We start from the raw sequence: 15694 nt of genomic DNA, 5'->3' as shown, positions 1-15694 counted from the left end.
TCCTCCTCGCTGGGCTCATACTACCGATCAAAAGTGATCGAAGTTGAATAAATAAGGAGGCTTTGTGATCGAACCCTTGTCACGCTCAGCAGCACGCGCCCATCACGCCAACGCGCTCCCGCCCGAGTGAGCCGCGCAGCCGTCGAGGTATCACCGTTCGCCTGCTCCAGGCTGCCCGTCCCCATGTCCGTCGAGGCTTGCCCGATGACCGGCGACTACCTTCCCGCCCCACCGCCTGGCGACCAGCCGCGTCCTGCGGACCGCGAGCGCCCCGACGGTGAGCAGGGCGAGCGTGACGATGATCCAGCGGGTGTCCAGCCCTGCCAGCCAGCCGGCGATGGCCGCCTGTACGGCTGTCGCGGTGCTCACAACCGGGTCGTCGGCGTCGGCTCCGGCGAAGACGCGCAGCTCGTACCAGCCGTAGTAGACGACGTACAGGCCGGCGAGGGTGAGCAGGCCGCCGCTGGCTCTGGACACGTACGGCAGCAGACGTCGCAGTCCGGCGACCACGGCGGCGCGGGCGAACACCACCGTCAGCGACAGCACGGCGATGACCAGGCCCATGCCGAGCGCGTAGGTCGCGAAGGCCGCCACGCCGCCGAGCAGCCCGCCGCCGGACAGGGAGGCCGAGGTGACCGCGAGGAAGGGCCCGACCGTGCAGGACAGGGAGGCCAGCGCATACGACAGCCCGTAGCCGTACAGGGACAGAGGTGAGGTGGTGGGGCGGCCGGTAGCCGGCCCTGGCAGGCGCAGCAGCAGCTCGCGGCCGGACAGCAACCAGACGCCCAGGCCGGCCAGGACCACTCCGATCCCCAGGCTCACCCACGGCAGATAGCCGCCCACCGACACCGCCAACACGGTGACCGCGAGCCCGAACAGGCCGAAAACCGTGACGAATCCGGCGGTCATGGCCGCCGAGAGCATCAGCGCTCGTCCGATGGGCCCGCGGCGGGTGGTCTTCTCGTCATTGATCAAGAGGGTGAGGTACGCGGGGAGCATGGCGAAGCCGCACGGGTTGAACGCGGCCACGGTGCCGGCCGTGAGTGCCAGGGCGAGCGGCAGATCGCTCATGCACGCTCCTGCGGGATGGATGAGAGCATGGCAGCATTACCGGCCGAGGAGCTCGCGGAGGTGCTCGTCCAGCTTGTCCTGGCTGAGCGGGCCCGACGCCTTCTCGGTGGAGCCGTCCGGTTTCATGAACACGAACGTGGACTGCTGGCTGACCCCCAGCTTCGTCCAGGCCACGCCCTTGGCGTCTGACAGGTGTACGAGGTTGCCGGTCCCGGTTCGCTGGACGAATTCCTTCATCGCCGCCTCGGTGTCCAGCCCCGCGACCCCGACGAATGCCACCTCACCGTATTTGCCGGCCACGGCCTTCACAGCGGGCGCTTCAGAAAGGCACTTGGGACACCACGGCGCCCAGAACCAGAAGACCACCGGCCTGCCCGCCAGGCTCGCCCCCTGAAAGTCCGCACCATCCAGCGTCCGGGCGGAGAACCGCAGCGCGGCCGGCACCGGAGCCTTGCCCGCCGCCGCTTCCTGTGACGCAGTCGGTACGGGTGTCACGGAGGCCTCCTGGGACGCCGCCGACGTGGAGGTCGCAGTGGGGGTCGTGATGGAGGTCGCAGCGGCCGATGCGGTGCCACTCGCCGCCTCGCGCTGCCCTGCGCCGCTGCACCCGACCGCCAGGAGGGCAGTTGCCGCCATCGCGACCGCCGTTCGTACGGGGAACATGCCGTTCACTCTAGAAGCGCGGCTCTGCGTCACTTCTTACAAGCCGATGACGGCGACAGCCAGGCCGGCGCGAACGTTCGCGCCGCCGCCTTCATGCCGATCGGCGTCCGGGCCTGTATCGAGGGCGCATCATTTAGCGGATCCCGCGCCGTCCGGCAAGAGCCCTCATTTCGGTGCGGCGAGCCGTAAAGAGCCGTAAAGGTCCGTAAGAAGCCCGCAATCTCCGAGGAGAAGGCTCATGGCACGATCTGGATGCGCTGCCGCAACGCGTCACCGGTCTCGGTCCACAAGCGGAAAGGACAGTCCATGCGCCGCTACATCACGGAGTTCATCGGCACGTTCTTCCTGGTTCTCACGATCGGCGCCACCGTCTTGACGAAGACGCCTCTGGCGCCCGTGGCCATCGGCGCGATCCTGATGGTCATGGTGTACGCCGGAGGGCACGTCTCCGGCGCCCACTACAACCCTGCCGTGACCTTGGCCGTGCTGCTGCGCGGCCGGATCGGCCTGGCGGACGCCGTCCCGTACTGGATCGCCCAGCTGGCCGGAGGCGTCATCGCCGCGCTCACCGCCTCCTACATCGTCAATCCCGCCAGCGTGCCGTCGCTGTCACCCTCGGGCCGCGGGCTGGTGGTGGCGCTGCTGGCCGAGGCGCTGTTCACGTTCGCGCTCGCGTATGTGGTGCTGAACGCGGCCACCAGCAAAGACCATCCGGGCAACAGCTTCTACGGCCTGGCCATCGGATTCACCGTGGCGGCCGGCGCGTTCGCGGTCGGCGGCATCTCCGGCGGGGCCTTCAACCCGGCCGTCGCCGTCGGCGCCGCCTCCATGGGACTGTTCGCCTGGTCCAAGATCTGGATCTGGCTCCTGGCCGACCTGGCGGGCGGCGCCCTGGCCGGGGTGGCTTTCCTCGCGCTCAACCCGAAGGAACGCGCCCCCCTGGAACCCTCCGCAATCTGACCGCCAGGAGCCGACATGATCAGCGCGCGCGAAATCGTCGAACGAGCGGGCGTCGATGTGACCAGCCTGATCGATCAGCTCGCCGCCACCGCCGCCGCGGAGCTGGGCGCCGTCTACCGCTACACGATTCTCACCGTTCATCAGCTCGGTTTCGCCGATGAGGGATTACGCCAGATCCTCAAAGACATCCGCGATGAGGATCGCCGCCATTTCGACGCCCTCGTGGGCCGCATCTACGAGCTGGACGGAACGCTTCCCGAGGACATCCGGCAGTTCCTGGAAGGCGGGACTGAACGGCCGGAGGGCGGCTCCGCCGACGCGGCGGATCCGGTCGCGGCGGATCCGGTCGCGGCGCTCGCCGAAGAGGTGCGACAAGCCGTCCACCCTTATGGCGGCCTGTGCGACCTCACCGCAGGCAGAGATCAACGCACTTATCTCCTGGCCCGAGCGATCCACGACGAGAAGATCGAACACGTGGCGTGGCTGGAGGAGTTCCTCGGCACCGGATTGCCTGGGCGCATCCACCGCGGCTTCCGCGGCCGCTCCCCCTTCCTCGCTCGTCTGCCCGCCGCCCCCGAAGGGACCGAACCACCCGCGTGACTGCGCAAGGCTCACTTGAAGGGCTGTTCCATGATGGGAGGAAGGAAAGGCCCCGGTCCCACGCCCGCCGGCTGCGGGGACCGGGGCGGATCGCTCGTTCTCAGGCTGTCGAGCCGAAGCGGAACGCGGCGAGCCGGATGTCGCCGTGCAGGTTGACCCGCAGGTCGTGGACGCCTTCCGGCGATGAGGTCAGGTCCGCGGCGACGCTCGTCCACGCGTAGCGGCCCCCGGTGAGCGGCACCGGGATTTCGGCGAGCAGCCGGTCGCCCGCCAGGAACTCCAGCTTCCCCGAGCTCGTACCGGCAACCTCGGCCTCGACGCGGCCGGCCCCGGACAGGTCGGTGGAGCGGAACAGCAACGTCGCGGGCCGTGCCGGGCTGGTGGGAGCGACCGCGTCGCCCGTGGTGCGGGTGGCGTCGACCAGGGTGATGCCCGTGTGGTCGTCGAAGTCGGCGGCCGAGGTGCTCCTGTCGACGACGACGCGCGGTCCTGGGGCGGGACCGCGCACCGCGATCGGCGCCGTCCGCTGGATGTCGCCGGCGGAACGGCCCACCAGCACCTCATAGGCGCCGGGATCGACGGTGAACGCCCCGCCGGCCACGTCCCAGTGGGCGAGGTGCTCGGCTGACAGCCGGAAGGTGAGCTTCCGGCTCTCGCCCGGCGACAGCACGATCTTGCGGAAGTCGGCGAGCCGCAGCCGGGGCGCCTCGTAGCGCGCGGCCAACGCCCGGACATAGAGCTGCACCACCTCGGAGCCCGGCCGGGTTCCGGTGTTGGTCAGCGTCATCGTGACGTCGGCCGAACCGTCCGTGGTCAGGGTCTCCGAGGAGAGCCGCAGGTCGCCGTAGCTGAACTCCGTGTAGGAAAGTCCGTGGCCGAAGGGGTACAGCGGGGCGGCCCGGTGGTACTGGTAGGTCCAGCCCGCCTTGATGATGTCGTAGTCCAGCGGGTGCGGGAGCTCGTCGTCGCCGCGATACCACGTCTGCGGCAACCGCCCTCCGGGGTCGGCCTCGCCGAGCAGGACGGCAGCCAGGGCCCGGCCGGTTTCCTGCCCGCCGTGGGACGTCCACAGCATGGCGGGCAGGTGCTCGTCGGCCCAGTCCAGGGCGTAGGGGTAGCTGCTCATGGCGACGAGCGCGGTTTCGGGGCGGACCTCGGCGACCGCGCGCAGCAGCGCCTCCTGTCCCGGGGGCGGCGCGAGATCCCGGCGGTCCTCCGTCTCGCGGCCATTGATCAGCGGGTGGTTGCCGAGCACCACGATGGCGACGTCGGCGCTCTCGGCGGCGGCCCTGGCCTCCGCCGTACCGTCACGCAGGAGTTCCCGCTCCCAGCACTCGGCGTCGGCGGGGGTTTCGGCGGTGACGCCGAGCCGCCCGTCGACGGGGTCGAGCGCGGCGTACCGGCCGGTGCGAACGTTGCGCAGCACCACGCCACCGGGGACCGGTTCGAGGCTGAAGGTCTCGTTGACGAACCAGGTCTTGAGCACCTCCCGGTCCGCGGCCAGCGAGCCGTCGTCCCGGACGCCGAGGTAGCGGCCGGTGGCGGAGTCACGCAGGGTGAACGCCCCGCCGCCCCAGTCGACGACATCGAAGGAGGACCCGCCCAGCAGCTCGCCGGTGGAGCGCGAGCGCAGGGCGATCCGGTCGGCGCCTGGCACGCGAACGACCTCGCCGAGCGCCGCCTCCAGCCCGGCGGCGACGCTGACCTCGTACGGCAGGGTGCCGCTGTACCAGTCCTCGAACAGCAGGTCCGCGAGGGGGCCGATGACCGCCACACGAGGGCCGCCGGTCAGCGGCAGCAGGCCGTCGTTCTTGAGGAGCACCACCGACTCGGTCGCGGCGCGCAGGGCGAGAGCCCGGTGTTCGGCGCAGTTGATCACGTCGGGACCGATGGCGGCGTACGGGTCGAGGTCCGGGTCGAACTCCCCGAGCCGGAAGCGGAGCGAAAGTTGCCGTCGCACCGCGCGGTTGATGTCGTCCTCGTCGATCAGTCCCCGCTCCAGGCCCTCGCGCAGCCTGCCGACCGGAGTCGCGCTGTCCTCGCCATGGTCGGTGAAGCTGTCGATGCCGGCCTTGAGCGCGGCGGCATGGGATTCGGCGTGGTCGTCGAAGTAGTGCTCCAGATCGACCAGATTGGACGGCGCCTCCGCGTCGCTGACCACGAACAGCTCGTGCCCGGTGGGCTCGGCCCAGCGCCGCAGCTCCGTCTCGATGAGCGGGCTGACGTGGCAGGGGCGGCCGTTGACCAGGTTGTACGCCGCCATCACGCCGGTGGCCAGGCCCGAGGCGACCACCGGCCGGAACGCCGCCAGGTCGTATTCCTGCAGCACACGGGGACGGACGCCGGAGGAGGTGACGCACCGGTCCTCCTCGTTGTTGTACGCCAGGAAGTGCTTGAGCACCGGAGCCGCACGGAGGATGGCCGGATGGTCGCCGGCCAGACCCTTGCAATAGGCCGCACCGAGCCGCGCGGTGTGCACCGGGTCCTCGGAGTAGCCCTCCTCGTTGCGCCCCCAGCGCGGGTCGCGCAGCAGGTTCACCACGGGAGCCCACGCCTGCAGGCTGTTGGCGCCGGAGCCGATCACGGGCGGGCGGTGGCGGTGGAAGGCGCGCAGCTCGACCGAGACGGCCTCGGCGACCAGCCGTACCAACTCCTCGTCCCACGTCGCCCCCAGGCCCACTGCCTGCGGAAACACCGTCGCGACGCCCAGCCAGGCCACGCCGTGCAGGGCTTCGCTCCCGGTGCGGAACGAGGCGATGCCCAGGCGCGGCACGGCGGGCGCGTACTGGTGGAGCATCGCGATTCTTTCGTTGAGTGTCAGCCGTTCGAGTAGGTCGTCGACGCGCTGGTGCAGCGGGAGGGCGGGGTCCCTGAAGGGAAACGTGTCGGCCGCGGACGGAGACGGGAGGCTCACGTGTCAGACCTCTAAGCAGGCTCGATGGGAGACGGTTGACCAAGCGCATCGACGCTGTCACGAGGCCGCCGGAGTGTCAATGCCTCACAGAAGAGAAACTTTCGTTTAACAACTGGCCCTTGTCGTGCCTGAAACAGGTCATTAGTCTCACGGCAACACAAGAAGCGCTTCGACGACTTCGAAGGGTCACCCCCCATGCCACCCGAGTTGAACCGCAGAACCCTGATCGGTGCGGCGGCGATGATCCCGCGCCTCGCCGCGTGCAGCAACGCCCCCCAGCAGAGGCAGAAGGTCGGCACGAACACCAAGACCGGGCTCCGGGCGGCGCTCCCGTCCTATGTGCCGAGCACCTCCGTCAAGCCGGACATCGCCTCGGTCCCCGGCTCCGGCGGCGCGGCGACCGACCCCGCTTTCCTGAGCTACCGTCCGGCGGGACCGCCACGGTCCAGGGAGTGCCGGGCAAGGGCGGCACCTACACCGCCGTCACCCCGCTCTGGGGGACGGTGCCGCCTGCGAACAACTCCTTCTACCAGGCCATGAACAAGGCCCTGGGCGCCACCCTCACCATGAAGCCGGCCGACGGCACCAACTACGACACCATTGTCACGCCGATGGCGGCGGCCAAGAAGCTGCCCGACTGGATCCGGCTCCCTCCCTGGTGGAACGCCGCTTTCGGCACCGACCGGCTGGTCGGCAGCCAGCTCGCCGACCTGACCCCGTACCTGGCCGGCGACAAGGTCAAGAAGTATCCCAACCTCGCCGCCATCCCCACCGGCGCCTGGCAGGCCTGCGTCTGGGGCGACAAGCTCTACGGCATCCCCTGCTTCTCCGGCAACTTCATGGTCCCCGGCTGCATCTTCTACCGGCGCGACATCCTCGAGGCGCGGGGCATCACCGCCGACCAGGTGAAGTCCGTCGCGGACTTCATCCTGATCCTGCGCTCCTTCTACTCGAGCACCGCCGCCGAGCTGATCGACGCGGCGCGGATCGACGGCGCGAGCGACTGGCGGATCCTCCGGTCCGTCGTGCTGCCCACCTCGCGGGCGGTGACCGCGGTGATCGCGCTCTTCTACGCGGTCGGCTACTGGAACTCCTTCTTCAACGTCATGCTCTACATGCCTACGGAGAGCGAGAAGTGGCCGCTGCAGTACGTGCTGCTGACCTACGTCAACCGCGGGGTCGCCATGCCCGGCACGGTCAACGCCGGCTTCGGCATGGCACACGCGCAGACCGCTCCCCTGTCGCTGCAGATGGCCGTGGTCGTCCTCACCCTGGTGCCGCTCCTGATCGTCTACCCGTTCGTTCAGAAGCACTTCCGAACCGGCCTCCTGACCGGCGCCATCAAGGGCTGAGCCGATGGTGAGCCAAGGGCGGCGCCCGGCTACCGATCAGAGTGGAGAAAGCATGATGTTCTTCGGCGGCGACTACAACCCGGAGCAGTGGGACGAAGCGGTCTGGAAGGAGGACGACGCGCTGATGCGCCGCGCCCGGGTCAACCTGGCGACGGTCGGTGTCTTCTCCTGGGCGCTGCTGGAGCCGGAGGAGGGCCGCTACGACTTCGCCTGGCTCGACGCGCACCTCGACCGGCTCCACGCCAACGACGTCTCGGTGAACCTGGCGACTCCCACCGCCTCCCCGCCACCCTGGTTCACCCTGGCCCATCCCGACGCCATGCCCGTCACACAAGACGGCGTCCGGCACGTTCACGGCAGCCGGGACACCTACTGCCTGGCCTCCCCCGCCTACCGCACCGCTGCGCGGAACATCGCACGAGCACTCGCCGAGCGGTACGGCGAGCATCCGGCGGTCGCGATGTGGCACGTGCACAACGAGTACACCACGCTCTGCTGGTGCGACCACACCGCCGCCGCGTTCCGCGACTGGTTGCGTGAGCGTCACGGGTCGCTCGAGGCGCTCAACGAGGCGTGGGGGACGGCGTTCTGGAGTCAGCGGTACGGCTCCTGGGAGCAGGTGCTGCCGCCGCGGGCCACCCACTGGCACCAGAACCCGGGCCAGCACCTGGACTTCCGGCGGTTCTGGTCCGACCTGGTGCTGGCGGCCTTCCGCGAGCAGCGCGACGCGATTCGCGAGCACAGCGACCGGCCGGTGACGACCAACATGATGCTTCCCGGCTACCAGAACCTGGACCTGTGGGCCCTGGGTCGCGAGGTGGACCTGATCGCCATCGACCACTACCCGGACGCGCCGGGCCTGGACGCCGCCGCGGACACCGCCTTCGCCGCCGACCGCGCCCGCTCCTTCGCGGGCGGGCGCCCCTGGCTGCTGATGGAGCAGGGCACCAACACCGTCTACGACGGCGACCGCATCCTGGGCAAGGAGCCCGGCGACATCCTGCGCCACACGATCGGCCACATCGCCCGCGGCTCGGAGGGCGCCCTGTTCTTCCAGTGGCGGCAGTCCCGCGCCGGGGCCGAGACGTGGCACTCGGCGATGGTCCCGCACGCGGGAGCCGACAGCCGGGTCTTCCGCGAGGTCGCGGCGGTGGGCGAGGCCGTCGAGCGGCTCGGCGAGGTCGCGGGTTCGACGGTCACCGCGCAGGTGGCCGTGCTGCACGACGCGGACGCCTGGTGGGCGCTGGAGGTCGACGGCCTGCCCTCGGCGGACCTCGACTATCACGGCAGCCTGCGCCGCGCCCACCGCGCGCTGTGGGATGCCGGGGTCACGGTCGACTTCGCCCACCCCGAGCACGACCTGAGCCGGTACCGATTCGTCGTCGCTCCGGCCCTCTTCCTGCTCTCCGACGCCGGGGCGGAGAACCTGCGCCGCTACGTCTCCGGCGGCGGGACGCTGCTCGTCCAGCACTTCACCGGCTTCGTCGACGAGTACCTCCACGCCCGCCTCGGCGGCTACCCCGCGGCCCCGCTGCGCGAGGCGCTGGGCATCCGCGTCGAGGAGTACCGTCCGCTGCGGCGGGGCGAGCACATCGTCCTGTCGGACGGCAGCCGGGCCACGGCCTGGAGCGAACTATTGCGCACCGAGGGCGCCGAGACGGTCCTCACCTACACCCACGGCATGCTCACCGGGCGGCCCGCCCTCACCCGGCACCGGTTCGGCCAGGGCGAGGCCTGGTACCTGTCGACAGGGCTCGACGACCGCGGTCACGCCGCCCTGATCACCCGGATTCTCGGGATCGGCAGGGAGCCGTCGGGCGTCGAATCCGTCACCCGGCATTCCACGGACGGCCGCAGCTGGCAGTTCCTCCTCAACCACACCGCCACGGCGATCAGCCTTCCAGAAAGCGCCCACGATCTGCTGACCGGCGCTCCCGTGAGCGAGCTGCCGCCGGGCGGCTGCGCCGTACTGAGAAACAGCCTGTGATCACGATGAAAGGACCGCACGGGGTGTCCCACCCGCATCCGGTCATCGCCGGATTCCATCCCGACCCCAGCATCTGCCGCGTCGGCGACGACTACTACCTCGCCTGCTCCAGCTTCGAGTACTTCCCCGGCGTGCCCGTCTTCCACAGCCGCGACCTCGTGCGCTGGACGCAGATCGGCAATGCTCTGGACCGGCCCAGCCAGCTGCGCCTGACCACCGGAACCCACTCCTCGGGCGGCGTCTACGCGCCCACGCTCCGCCACCACGACGGCCGCTTCTGGCTGGCCGTCACCGTCGTGGGCGGCGGCGGCACCCTGCTGTTCACCGCCAGCGACCGGGCCGGACCCTGGTCCGACCCGATCCCGCTACCCGGCATCCAGAGCATCGACCCCGACCTGGCCTGGGACGAGGAGGGCACCTGCTGGTGCACGGTCGCCGGGATCGCGCAGGTGCGCATCGACCCGCGTACCGGACAGACGCTCGGCGAACCGTACGAGATCTGGTCCGGCACTCCCGGCGCGCTGGCGCCCGAAGCGCCGCACCTCTACCGGATCGGCGAGCACTGGTACCTGGTGATCGCCGAGTGGGGCACCGAGCGCGGCCACGGCGTCTCCATCGCCCGGGGACCCGCGCCCGACGGGCCGTTCGAGCCGTGCCCGGCCAACCCGATCCTGACGCACCGCAGCACCGGCCATCCGGTCCAGAACATCGGCCACGCGGATCTCGTCCAGGCTCCCGACGGCTCCTGGTGGATGGTCTTCCTCGGCGTACGGCCCGGCGGAGGCACCCCCGGCTGGCACGTCCTCGGCCGTGAAACCTTCCTCGCCCCCGTGACCTGGGAGGACGGCTGGCCGGTCGTCGGCGAGATCGTCTCCGGCTCGCCGCCCGGACCATTCCTGGACGACTTCGACCTGGCCGAGCTTCAGGCGTGCTGGATCTCGGTGCGGAGCCGCCCGGCGGACCTGTGCACCACCAAGGAGCGGGCCGGCTGGCTGACGCTCCGCGCCGGCGGCGCCTCCCTCGACGAGCCCGACGTGACCTTCCTCGGCCGCCGCGCGCAGCACGTGAGGTGGCGGGCCAGGACCCTGATCGACGCCGCGCAGGGGCGCGGCGGCCTGGCGGTCCGGCTCTCCACCGTGCTCGCCTCCCTCGACGGCTGCTCCCTGTCCACGGAGGTGGCGGGCGGCTTCACCGGCCGGGTGATCGGCATGTACGCCGCGACCGGCGCCGTCCACTTCGACTGGTTCGACTACGAGGTCACGCCCTGAACCGCCGGCGCCGGCCTCCTGCTCCTCACCGGCCGTCTCCACTCCACGGCGCAGCAGGCGCGGTGGCGACTCATGGAAGGGAAGACATGCGGAAAACCCCCCTCTCGCGCGCGGCGAGCCTCCTCATCGCGCTGATCACCGTGGTGGGGCTGGTCAGCAGCCCCACCACGGCCTCGGCCGACAGGAACGTCCGCGGCGCGATGGACGTCGTGGCGGCGATGCAGCCCGGCTGGAACCTGGGCAACACGCTGGACGCGTTCCCCGACGAGACCTCATGGGGCAACCCGCCGGCCACCAAGGCCCTGTTCGAAACGATCCGTGCCCAGGGCTTCCGTAGCGTCCGCATCCCCGTCACCTGGACCGACCACCAGTCCGCCACCGCGCCGTACACCATCGACGCGAAGTGGATGAACCGGGTGAAGGAGGTCGTCGACCTGGCGCTCGCCTCCGGCCTCTACGTCCTGATCAACGTGCACCACGACTCGTGGCAGTGGATCTCCAAGATGGCCGCCAGCCGCGACGAGGTGGTGGCCCGCTTCAACGCCTCGTGGACCCAGATCGCCGGCGCGTTCCGTGACGCGCCGAGCAAGGTGCTCTTCGAGAGCGTCAACGAGCCGCAGTTCGACAACGCCACCGACGAGGCGAAGATGAGCCTTCTAGCCGAGCTCAACCGCTCCTTCCACGGCATCGTCCGCGGCTCGGGCGGCCGCAACGCCGATCGGATCCTGGTCCTGCCCACCGTGCACACCAGCGCGGACCAGAAGTACCTGGACGGACTCGCCGGCGAGATCGCCGCGCTGAACGACAAGAACCTGGCCGCGACCGTCCACTTCTACGGCTACTGGCCGTTCAGCGTGAACATCGCCGGAGTCACCACCCTCGACGAGACGACCCGGCAGGACCTGATCGGTTACTTCGACAGGCCGGCCAGGACCTTCGTCGACCGCGGCATCCCGGTGATCGTCGGCGAGTACGGCCTGCTCAGCTTCGACGTGGACCGGAACGCCGTCCAGCAGGGCGAGAAGCTGAAGTTCTTCGAGCTGCTGGGGCACCAGGCGCGGATCAACAAGCTCACCACGATGTGGTGGGACAACGGCCAGCACCTCAACCGGCAGACCCTGCGGGAGTGGCAGGACCCCGACCTGTTCGCCCAGATCAGGTCGAGCTTCACCACCCGTTCCGGCAGCACGTCCAGTGACTCGATCTTCTTGCCGACGTCGGGCGCGATCGAGGCCAGGACGCTCACCCTGAACCTGAACGGAACCTCGTTCCGCGGGCTCTGGCACGGCGCCACCAGGCTTCACCCGGGCCCGGACTACACGGTCTCCGGCGACAAGCTCACGCTCACGGCGGCGGCCCTCACCCGGCTGGCAGGCGACCGGTCCCACGGTGTCAACGCGACGATCCAGGCCCGGTTCTCCTCGGGAATCCCGTGGAAGATCTATGTGATCAGCTACGACACGCCGGTCCTGTCGAACGCGACCGGCACCACGGAGTCGCTGGCCATCCCCACCCGGTTCAACGGTGACCGGGTCGCCACGATGGAGGCCACGTACGCCGACGGCACCAACGCCGCACCCCACGACTGGACGTCCTACAAGGAGTACGGCAGGACCTACTCCCCCGACTACGCCGGCGGCTCCGTCCGCCTCCTCAAGGACTTCCTCGGCGTCATGCGCGAGGGCGCGCCGCTGACGCTCACGTTCCACTTCTGGAGTGGCGCGAAGGTCACCTACCAGGTGACCAGGTCCGGCGACACGGTCACCGGCATCGCGTCCTGACTCTTCTGATCTGATGCCACCGCCCCCTGCGCATGCGCAGGGGGCGGTGGCTTTCCGCTCAGGACGTCGCCGACAGGATGAAGGCGAAGTCGGCGGCCCGGACGTCGAGCCGGTAGCGGGGAAGAGCGCCAGGGCCGACCGCCCCGGATCCGACACCGTGGACGACGTGGTCGGTGTGCAGGTAGATCAGCGGCTCGGGGACCAGGTCGGTCTGGTGCCGGGCCGCCGCGAGGTGCCGGTCGCTCCAGCGCCGGGCGGCGAGGTTGAACAGCGGCTCACCCTCGATGCGGATTCCCGCGCCCGCCCGGTCGGTGATCTCGGCCCAGCGCACGTCGGCGCGAGTGCCGTTGTCCTGCGGGCGGACGTAGGGGGTCTGCAGCTCGTCGACCGTGGCGTGGAAGCGGCCGATCCGCGCCGCCTGCCGCGAGTCGGGGTACGCCTCGCCGGGTCCGGCGCCGAACCACTGGATCTGCGACCATTCCTGGGGAAGCTGCCAGACGAGGCCGATGCGCGCCAGGGATGGCGCCTTGTCGCGGCGGAGCAGCTCCTCGCGCTCCTCGTCCGGCAGGTCGGGGTCCACCATCGCCTCGGCGAAGAAATCCTCCCGTTCTGGCCAGTGGCCGAACGGCTCGGTGTGCACCCGCACCCGCAGGTGCCGCCCGTCGGTGTCCCAGCGGTACGTGCTGAGGTAGCCGCAGTCGGAGTTGGCCGCCGAGCTGCGTACCACGACGGCCAGGCCGGCCTCGCCCGGTTCGACGGAGACGGTGCGGTGGCGCAGCCGGTCCAGGCCGCGCGCCTTCCAGTACCGGGCGTCGCCCTGCGCCCATGCGGCGTCGTTGTCCGTGGGCGCGCGCCACAGTGCCAGCCGCGGCCCGTCGAAACGGTGGTCGCCGAGGCCGGCCAGCGTCCCCGTACGCCGGTCGAAACGCGCCGGGCCGAGGACGATGTGCTCGCCGGCCGTCTCGGCGGGCACCCGCCTGTCGGTCAGGGCGGCGCGGGCACCGGTCCCGCTGGTGGGCGGAATCTGGCCCCATGCCACCACATGGCCCTCGGGCGCCCACGCGGTGCTCTCCGCCAGCTCGACCTGCACGGTCAGCCAGCCGTCACCCTTCTCGTACGCCTGCGGGACAGGGACCTCCACGCGCTCCCCGGCGGCGACGTGCGGCACCGTAAGCCGCCCGTCGGCGATCGGCTCTCCGTCCTGCGCGAGCGACCAGGTGAACCGCAGGTGGGACAGGTCCTGGAAGGCGTAGCGATTGCGGACCGAGAGGTGGCCGGGGCCGCCCGGCTCGATGACGACGGGCTCGTTGACCTTCTGGTACTCCAGCATGCCCGGGGACGGCGTCCGGTCCGGGAACATGAGGCCGTCGCAGATGAAGTTCCCGTCATGCAGGTCCTCCCCGAAGTCGCCGCCGTAGGCGAAGAACTCACGGCCGAGGGCGTCGGTGGAGCGCAGGCCCTGGTCCAGCCACTCCCACACGAACCCGCCCTGGACGCGCGGGTACTGCTCGCACAGCCGCATGTACTCCGCCAGGGCGCCGGGGCCGTTGCCCATCGCGTGCGCGAACTCGGTGTAGACGAAGGGCTTGCTGTTGCGCGGTTCGTCCGCCGGGTCGCCCGCGCCGTCCTTGGCCGGATAGAACATCTCCCCGGGCCGCAGCCGTCCCTGACCGATGCGGTGGACGACGGTCGGGGTGCGGTACATCTCGCCGTAGATGTCGACGTAGCGGGCCAGCCGGTCGCCCTCGTAGTGCACCGGCCGGGACGGGTCCCGTTCGTGGATCCACGCGGCCATCGCCGCGAGGTTCTGCCCGTCGCCGGCCTCGTTCCCGAGTGACCAGGCGATGACGCTGGGGTGGTTCTTGTCGCGCTCCACGGTCCGTCGGACGCGATCCAGATAGGCGTCACGCCACTGCGGATCGTCCGAGGGATTCCGCTGCCAGGGCTCGGGCCGTGTCTGCTCGAAACCGTGGGTCTCCAGGTCGCACTCCAGCATGACCCAGAGGCCGAGCTCGTCGCAGAGGTCTAGGAAGGCGGGGTGGGGCGGGTAGTGCGAGGTGCGGACGGCGTTGATGTTGTGCTGCTTCATCAGTTCCACGTCGCGGCGCATCAGCTCCAGGCTCATCACGCGCCCGCGATCGGGGTCGAACTCGTGCCGGTTGACGCCGCGCAGCACCACTCGCCGGCCGTTCACCGTCAGCACGCCTGAGTCGCTGATGGCGACGGTGCGGAAGCCGAACCGCACGCGCACCTGTTCGTCCGGGGTGGCGAGGACGGCCTCGTACAGAAACGGTTCCTCCGCGCTCCACGGCCGCACCGAGTCGAACGCGAGGGTCTCCCCGGCGGAGGCGGCGCTCACCCCGAGCAGCGGGATGCTGACCTGGACGGATGCCCCCGCCTCCACATCGAAGCGGACCTGCCCGCCGCCGCTCGAGGCGTCATAGTCGGCGTGCACGAACACGTCCCGGATGCCGCCGACGGGCCGGGCCAGCAGTGCGACGTCGCGGAAGATCCCGGACAACCGCCAGGTGTCCTGGTCCTCCAGGTAGGTGCCCGAGGAGTACTGGTGGACCCTGACCGCCAGGACATTACGTCCCGGACGCAGCGCCTCGGACGCATCGAACTCCACCGGCAGGCGGCTGCCCCGGCTGACCCCCAGTTCCACCCCGTTGAGCCAGACCCGCGCGCACGAGTCCACGCCCTCGAAGCGCACCACGGCAGGTGTCCCCTCCCACGACTCGGGCACGTCGAAGACCCGGCGGTAGTCACCGGTCTGGTTCTCGTCCGGGACGAAAGGGGGATCCAGCGGAATCGGGTAAGGGATGTTCAGGTATGCGGGCTTGCCGTACCCATGGAGCTGCCAGTGCGAAGGGACGGGGAGCCGATCCCATTCCTTGTCGTCGTAGGTGGGCAGCTCGAAACCGTCCGGCTCGTCGAGGCCCGTCTGAGAGAAACGGAACGCCCAGTCACCGTTCAGGTCGAGCCGCGGGGCGTCCGAAGCGAGAACGGCACGCGGTGCCAGCCCGCCGTAGCCGGGTGAGAAGTCTTCGAAGTAGCGAGGGAGCATGCTTCTCCTGAGCGCAGTGCGAAACTTTCTC

The 15694-nt window shown here is 70.2% G+C and carries 10 protein-coding genes; 6 read left to right on the top strand and 4 right to left on the bottom strand.

All coding sequences use genetic code 11. From position 1 onward, the window contains the following. Positions 1-150 precede the first annotated feature (150 nt). Both AB0H84_RS28060 and AB0H84_RS28055 read right to left on the bottom strand, forming a co-directional pair. Positions 151-1071 (bottom strand): cytochrome c biogenesis CcdA family protein, encoded by a 921-nt coding sequence (locus AB0H84_RS28060; RefSeq protein ID WP_357610250.1) that lies wholly within the window; start codon positions 1069-1071, stop codon positions 151-153. Between the two features lie 36 nt (positions 1072-1107). Beyond that, on the bottom strand, positions 1108-1734 hold the full coding sequence (locus AB0H84_RS28055; protein WP_357610247.1) for a redoxin domain-containing protein: 627 nt from the start codon (positions 1732-1734) through the stop codon (positions 1108-1110). Positions 1735-2040: 306 nt separating this feature from the next. On the opposite strand from AB0H84_RS28055, the gene AB0H84_RS28050 reads away from it, so the two are divergent. Both AB0H84_RS28050 and AB0H84_RS28045 read left to right on the top strand, forming a co-directional pair. Further along, positions 2041-2694 carry an aquaporin gene (locus AB0H84_RS28050; protein ID WP_357610245.1) on the top strand — a complete coding sequence of 218 codons (654 nt, stop codon included), beginning with the start codon at positions 2041-2043 and terminating at the stop codon, positions 2692-2694. 15 nt (positions 2695-2709) lie between these two features. Then, entirely contained in the window at positions 2710-3294 is a 585-nt protein-coding gene (locus tag AB0H84_RS28045) for a ferritin-like domain-containing protein (protein ID WP_357610242.1), read from the top strand. 100 nt (positions 3295-3394) lie between these two features. On the opposite strand, the gene AB0H84_RS28040 is transcribed toward AB0H84_RS28045, so the two are convergent. Next, positions 3395-6208, bottom strand: a complete 2814-nt coding sequence (locus AB0H84_RS28040) for a glycoside hydrolase family 3 C-terminal domain-containing protein (RefSeq protein ID WP_357610239.1) — start codon at positions 6206-6208, stop codon at positions 3395-3397. 452 nt (positions 6209-6660) lie between these two features. Here AB0H84_RS28040 and AB0H84_RS28035 point away from each other — a divergent pair, with 452 nt between their 5' ends. From AB0H84_RS28035 to AB0H84_RS28020, 4 genes are all read left to right on the top strand, one after another. Next, positions 6661-7560, top strand: coding sequence for an ABC transporter permease subunit (locus AB0H84_RS28035; RefSeq protein WP_357610236.1), 900 nt, complete (start codon positions 6661-6663; stop codon positions 7558-7560). A 52-nt stretch (positions 7561-7612) separates the two neighbouring features. After that, complete coding sequence (locus tag AB0H84_RS28030) at positions 7613-9547, top strand: beta-galactosidase (RefSeq protein WP_357610233.1); 1935 nt, start codon at positions 7613-7615, stop codon at positions 9545-9547. Between the two features lie 23 nt (positions 9548-9570). Beyond that, positions 9571-10815 (top strand): family 43 glycosylhydrolase, encoded by a 1245-nt coding sequence (locus tag AB0H84_RS28025; protein ID WP_357610230.1) that lies wholly within the window; start codon positions 9571-9573, stop codon positions 10813-10815. Between the two features lie 86 nt (positions 10816-10901). After that, positions 10902-12596, top strand: a complete 1695-nt coding sequence (locus AB0H84_RS28020) for a cellulase family glycosylhydrolase (RefSeq protein ID WP_357610227.1) — start codon at positions 10902-10904, stop codon at positions 12594-12596. 58 nt (positions 12597-12654) lie between these two features. On the opposite strand, the gene AB0H84_RS28015 is transcribed toward AB0H84_RS28020, so the two are convergent. Next, complete coding sequence (locus AB0H84_RS28015; RefSeq protein ID WP_357610224.1) at positions 12655-15663, bottom strand: glycoside hydrolase family 2 TIM barrel-domain containing protein; 3009 nt, start codon at positions 15661-15663, stop codon at positions 12655-12657. Between the last annotated feature and the right edge of the window lie 31 nt (positions 15664-15694).

The organism is Nonomuraea sp. NPDC050786 (assembly GCF_040654115.1).
Classification (GTDB): Bacteria; Actinomycetota; Actinomycetes; order Streptosporangiales; family Streptosporangiaceae; genus Nonomuraea.
Note: the sequence above shows the minus strand (reverse complement) of the source record. Positions and strands in the feature narration are given on the sequence as shown.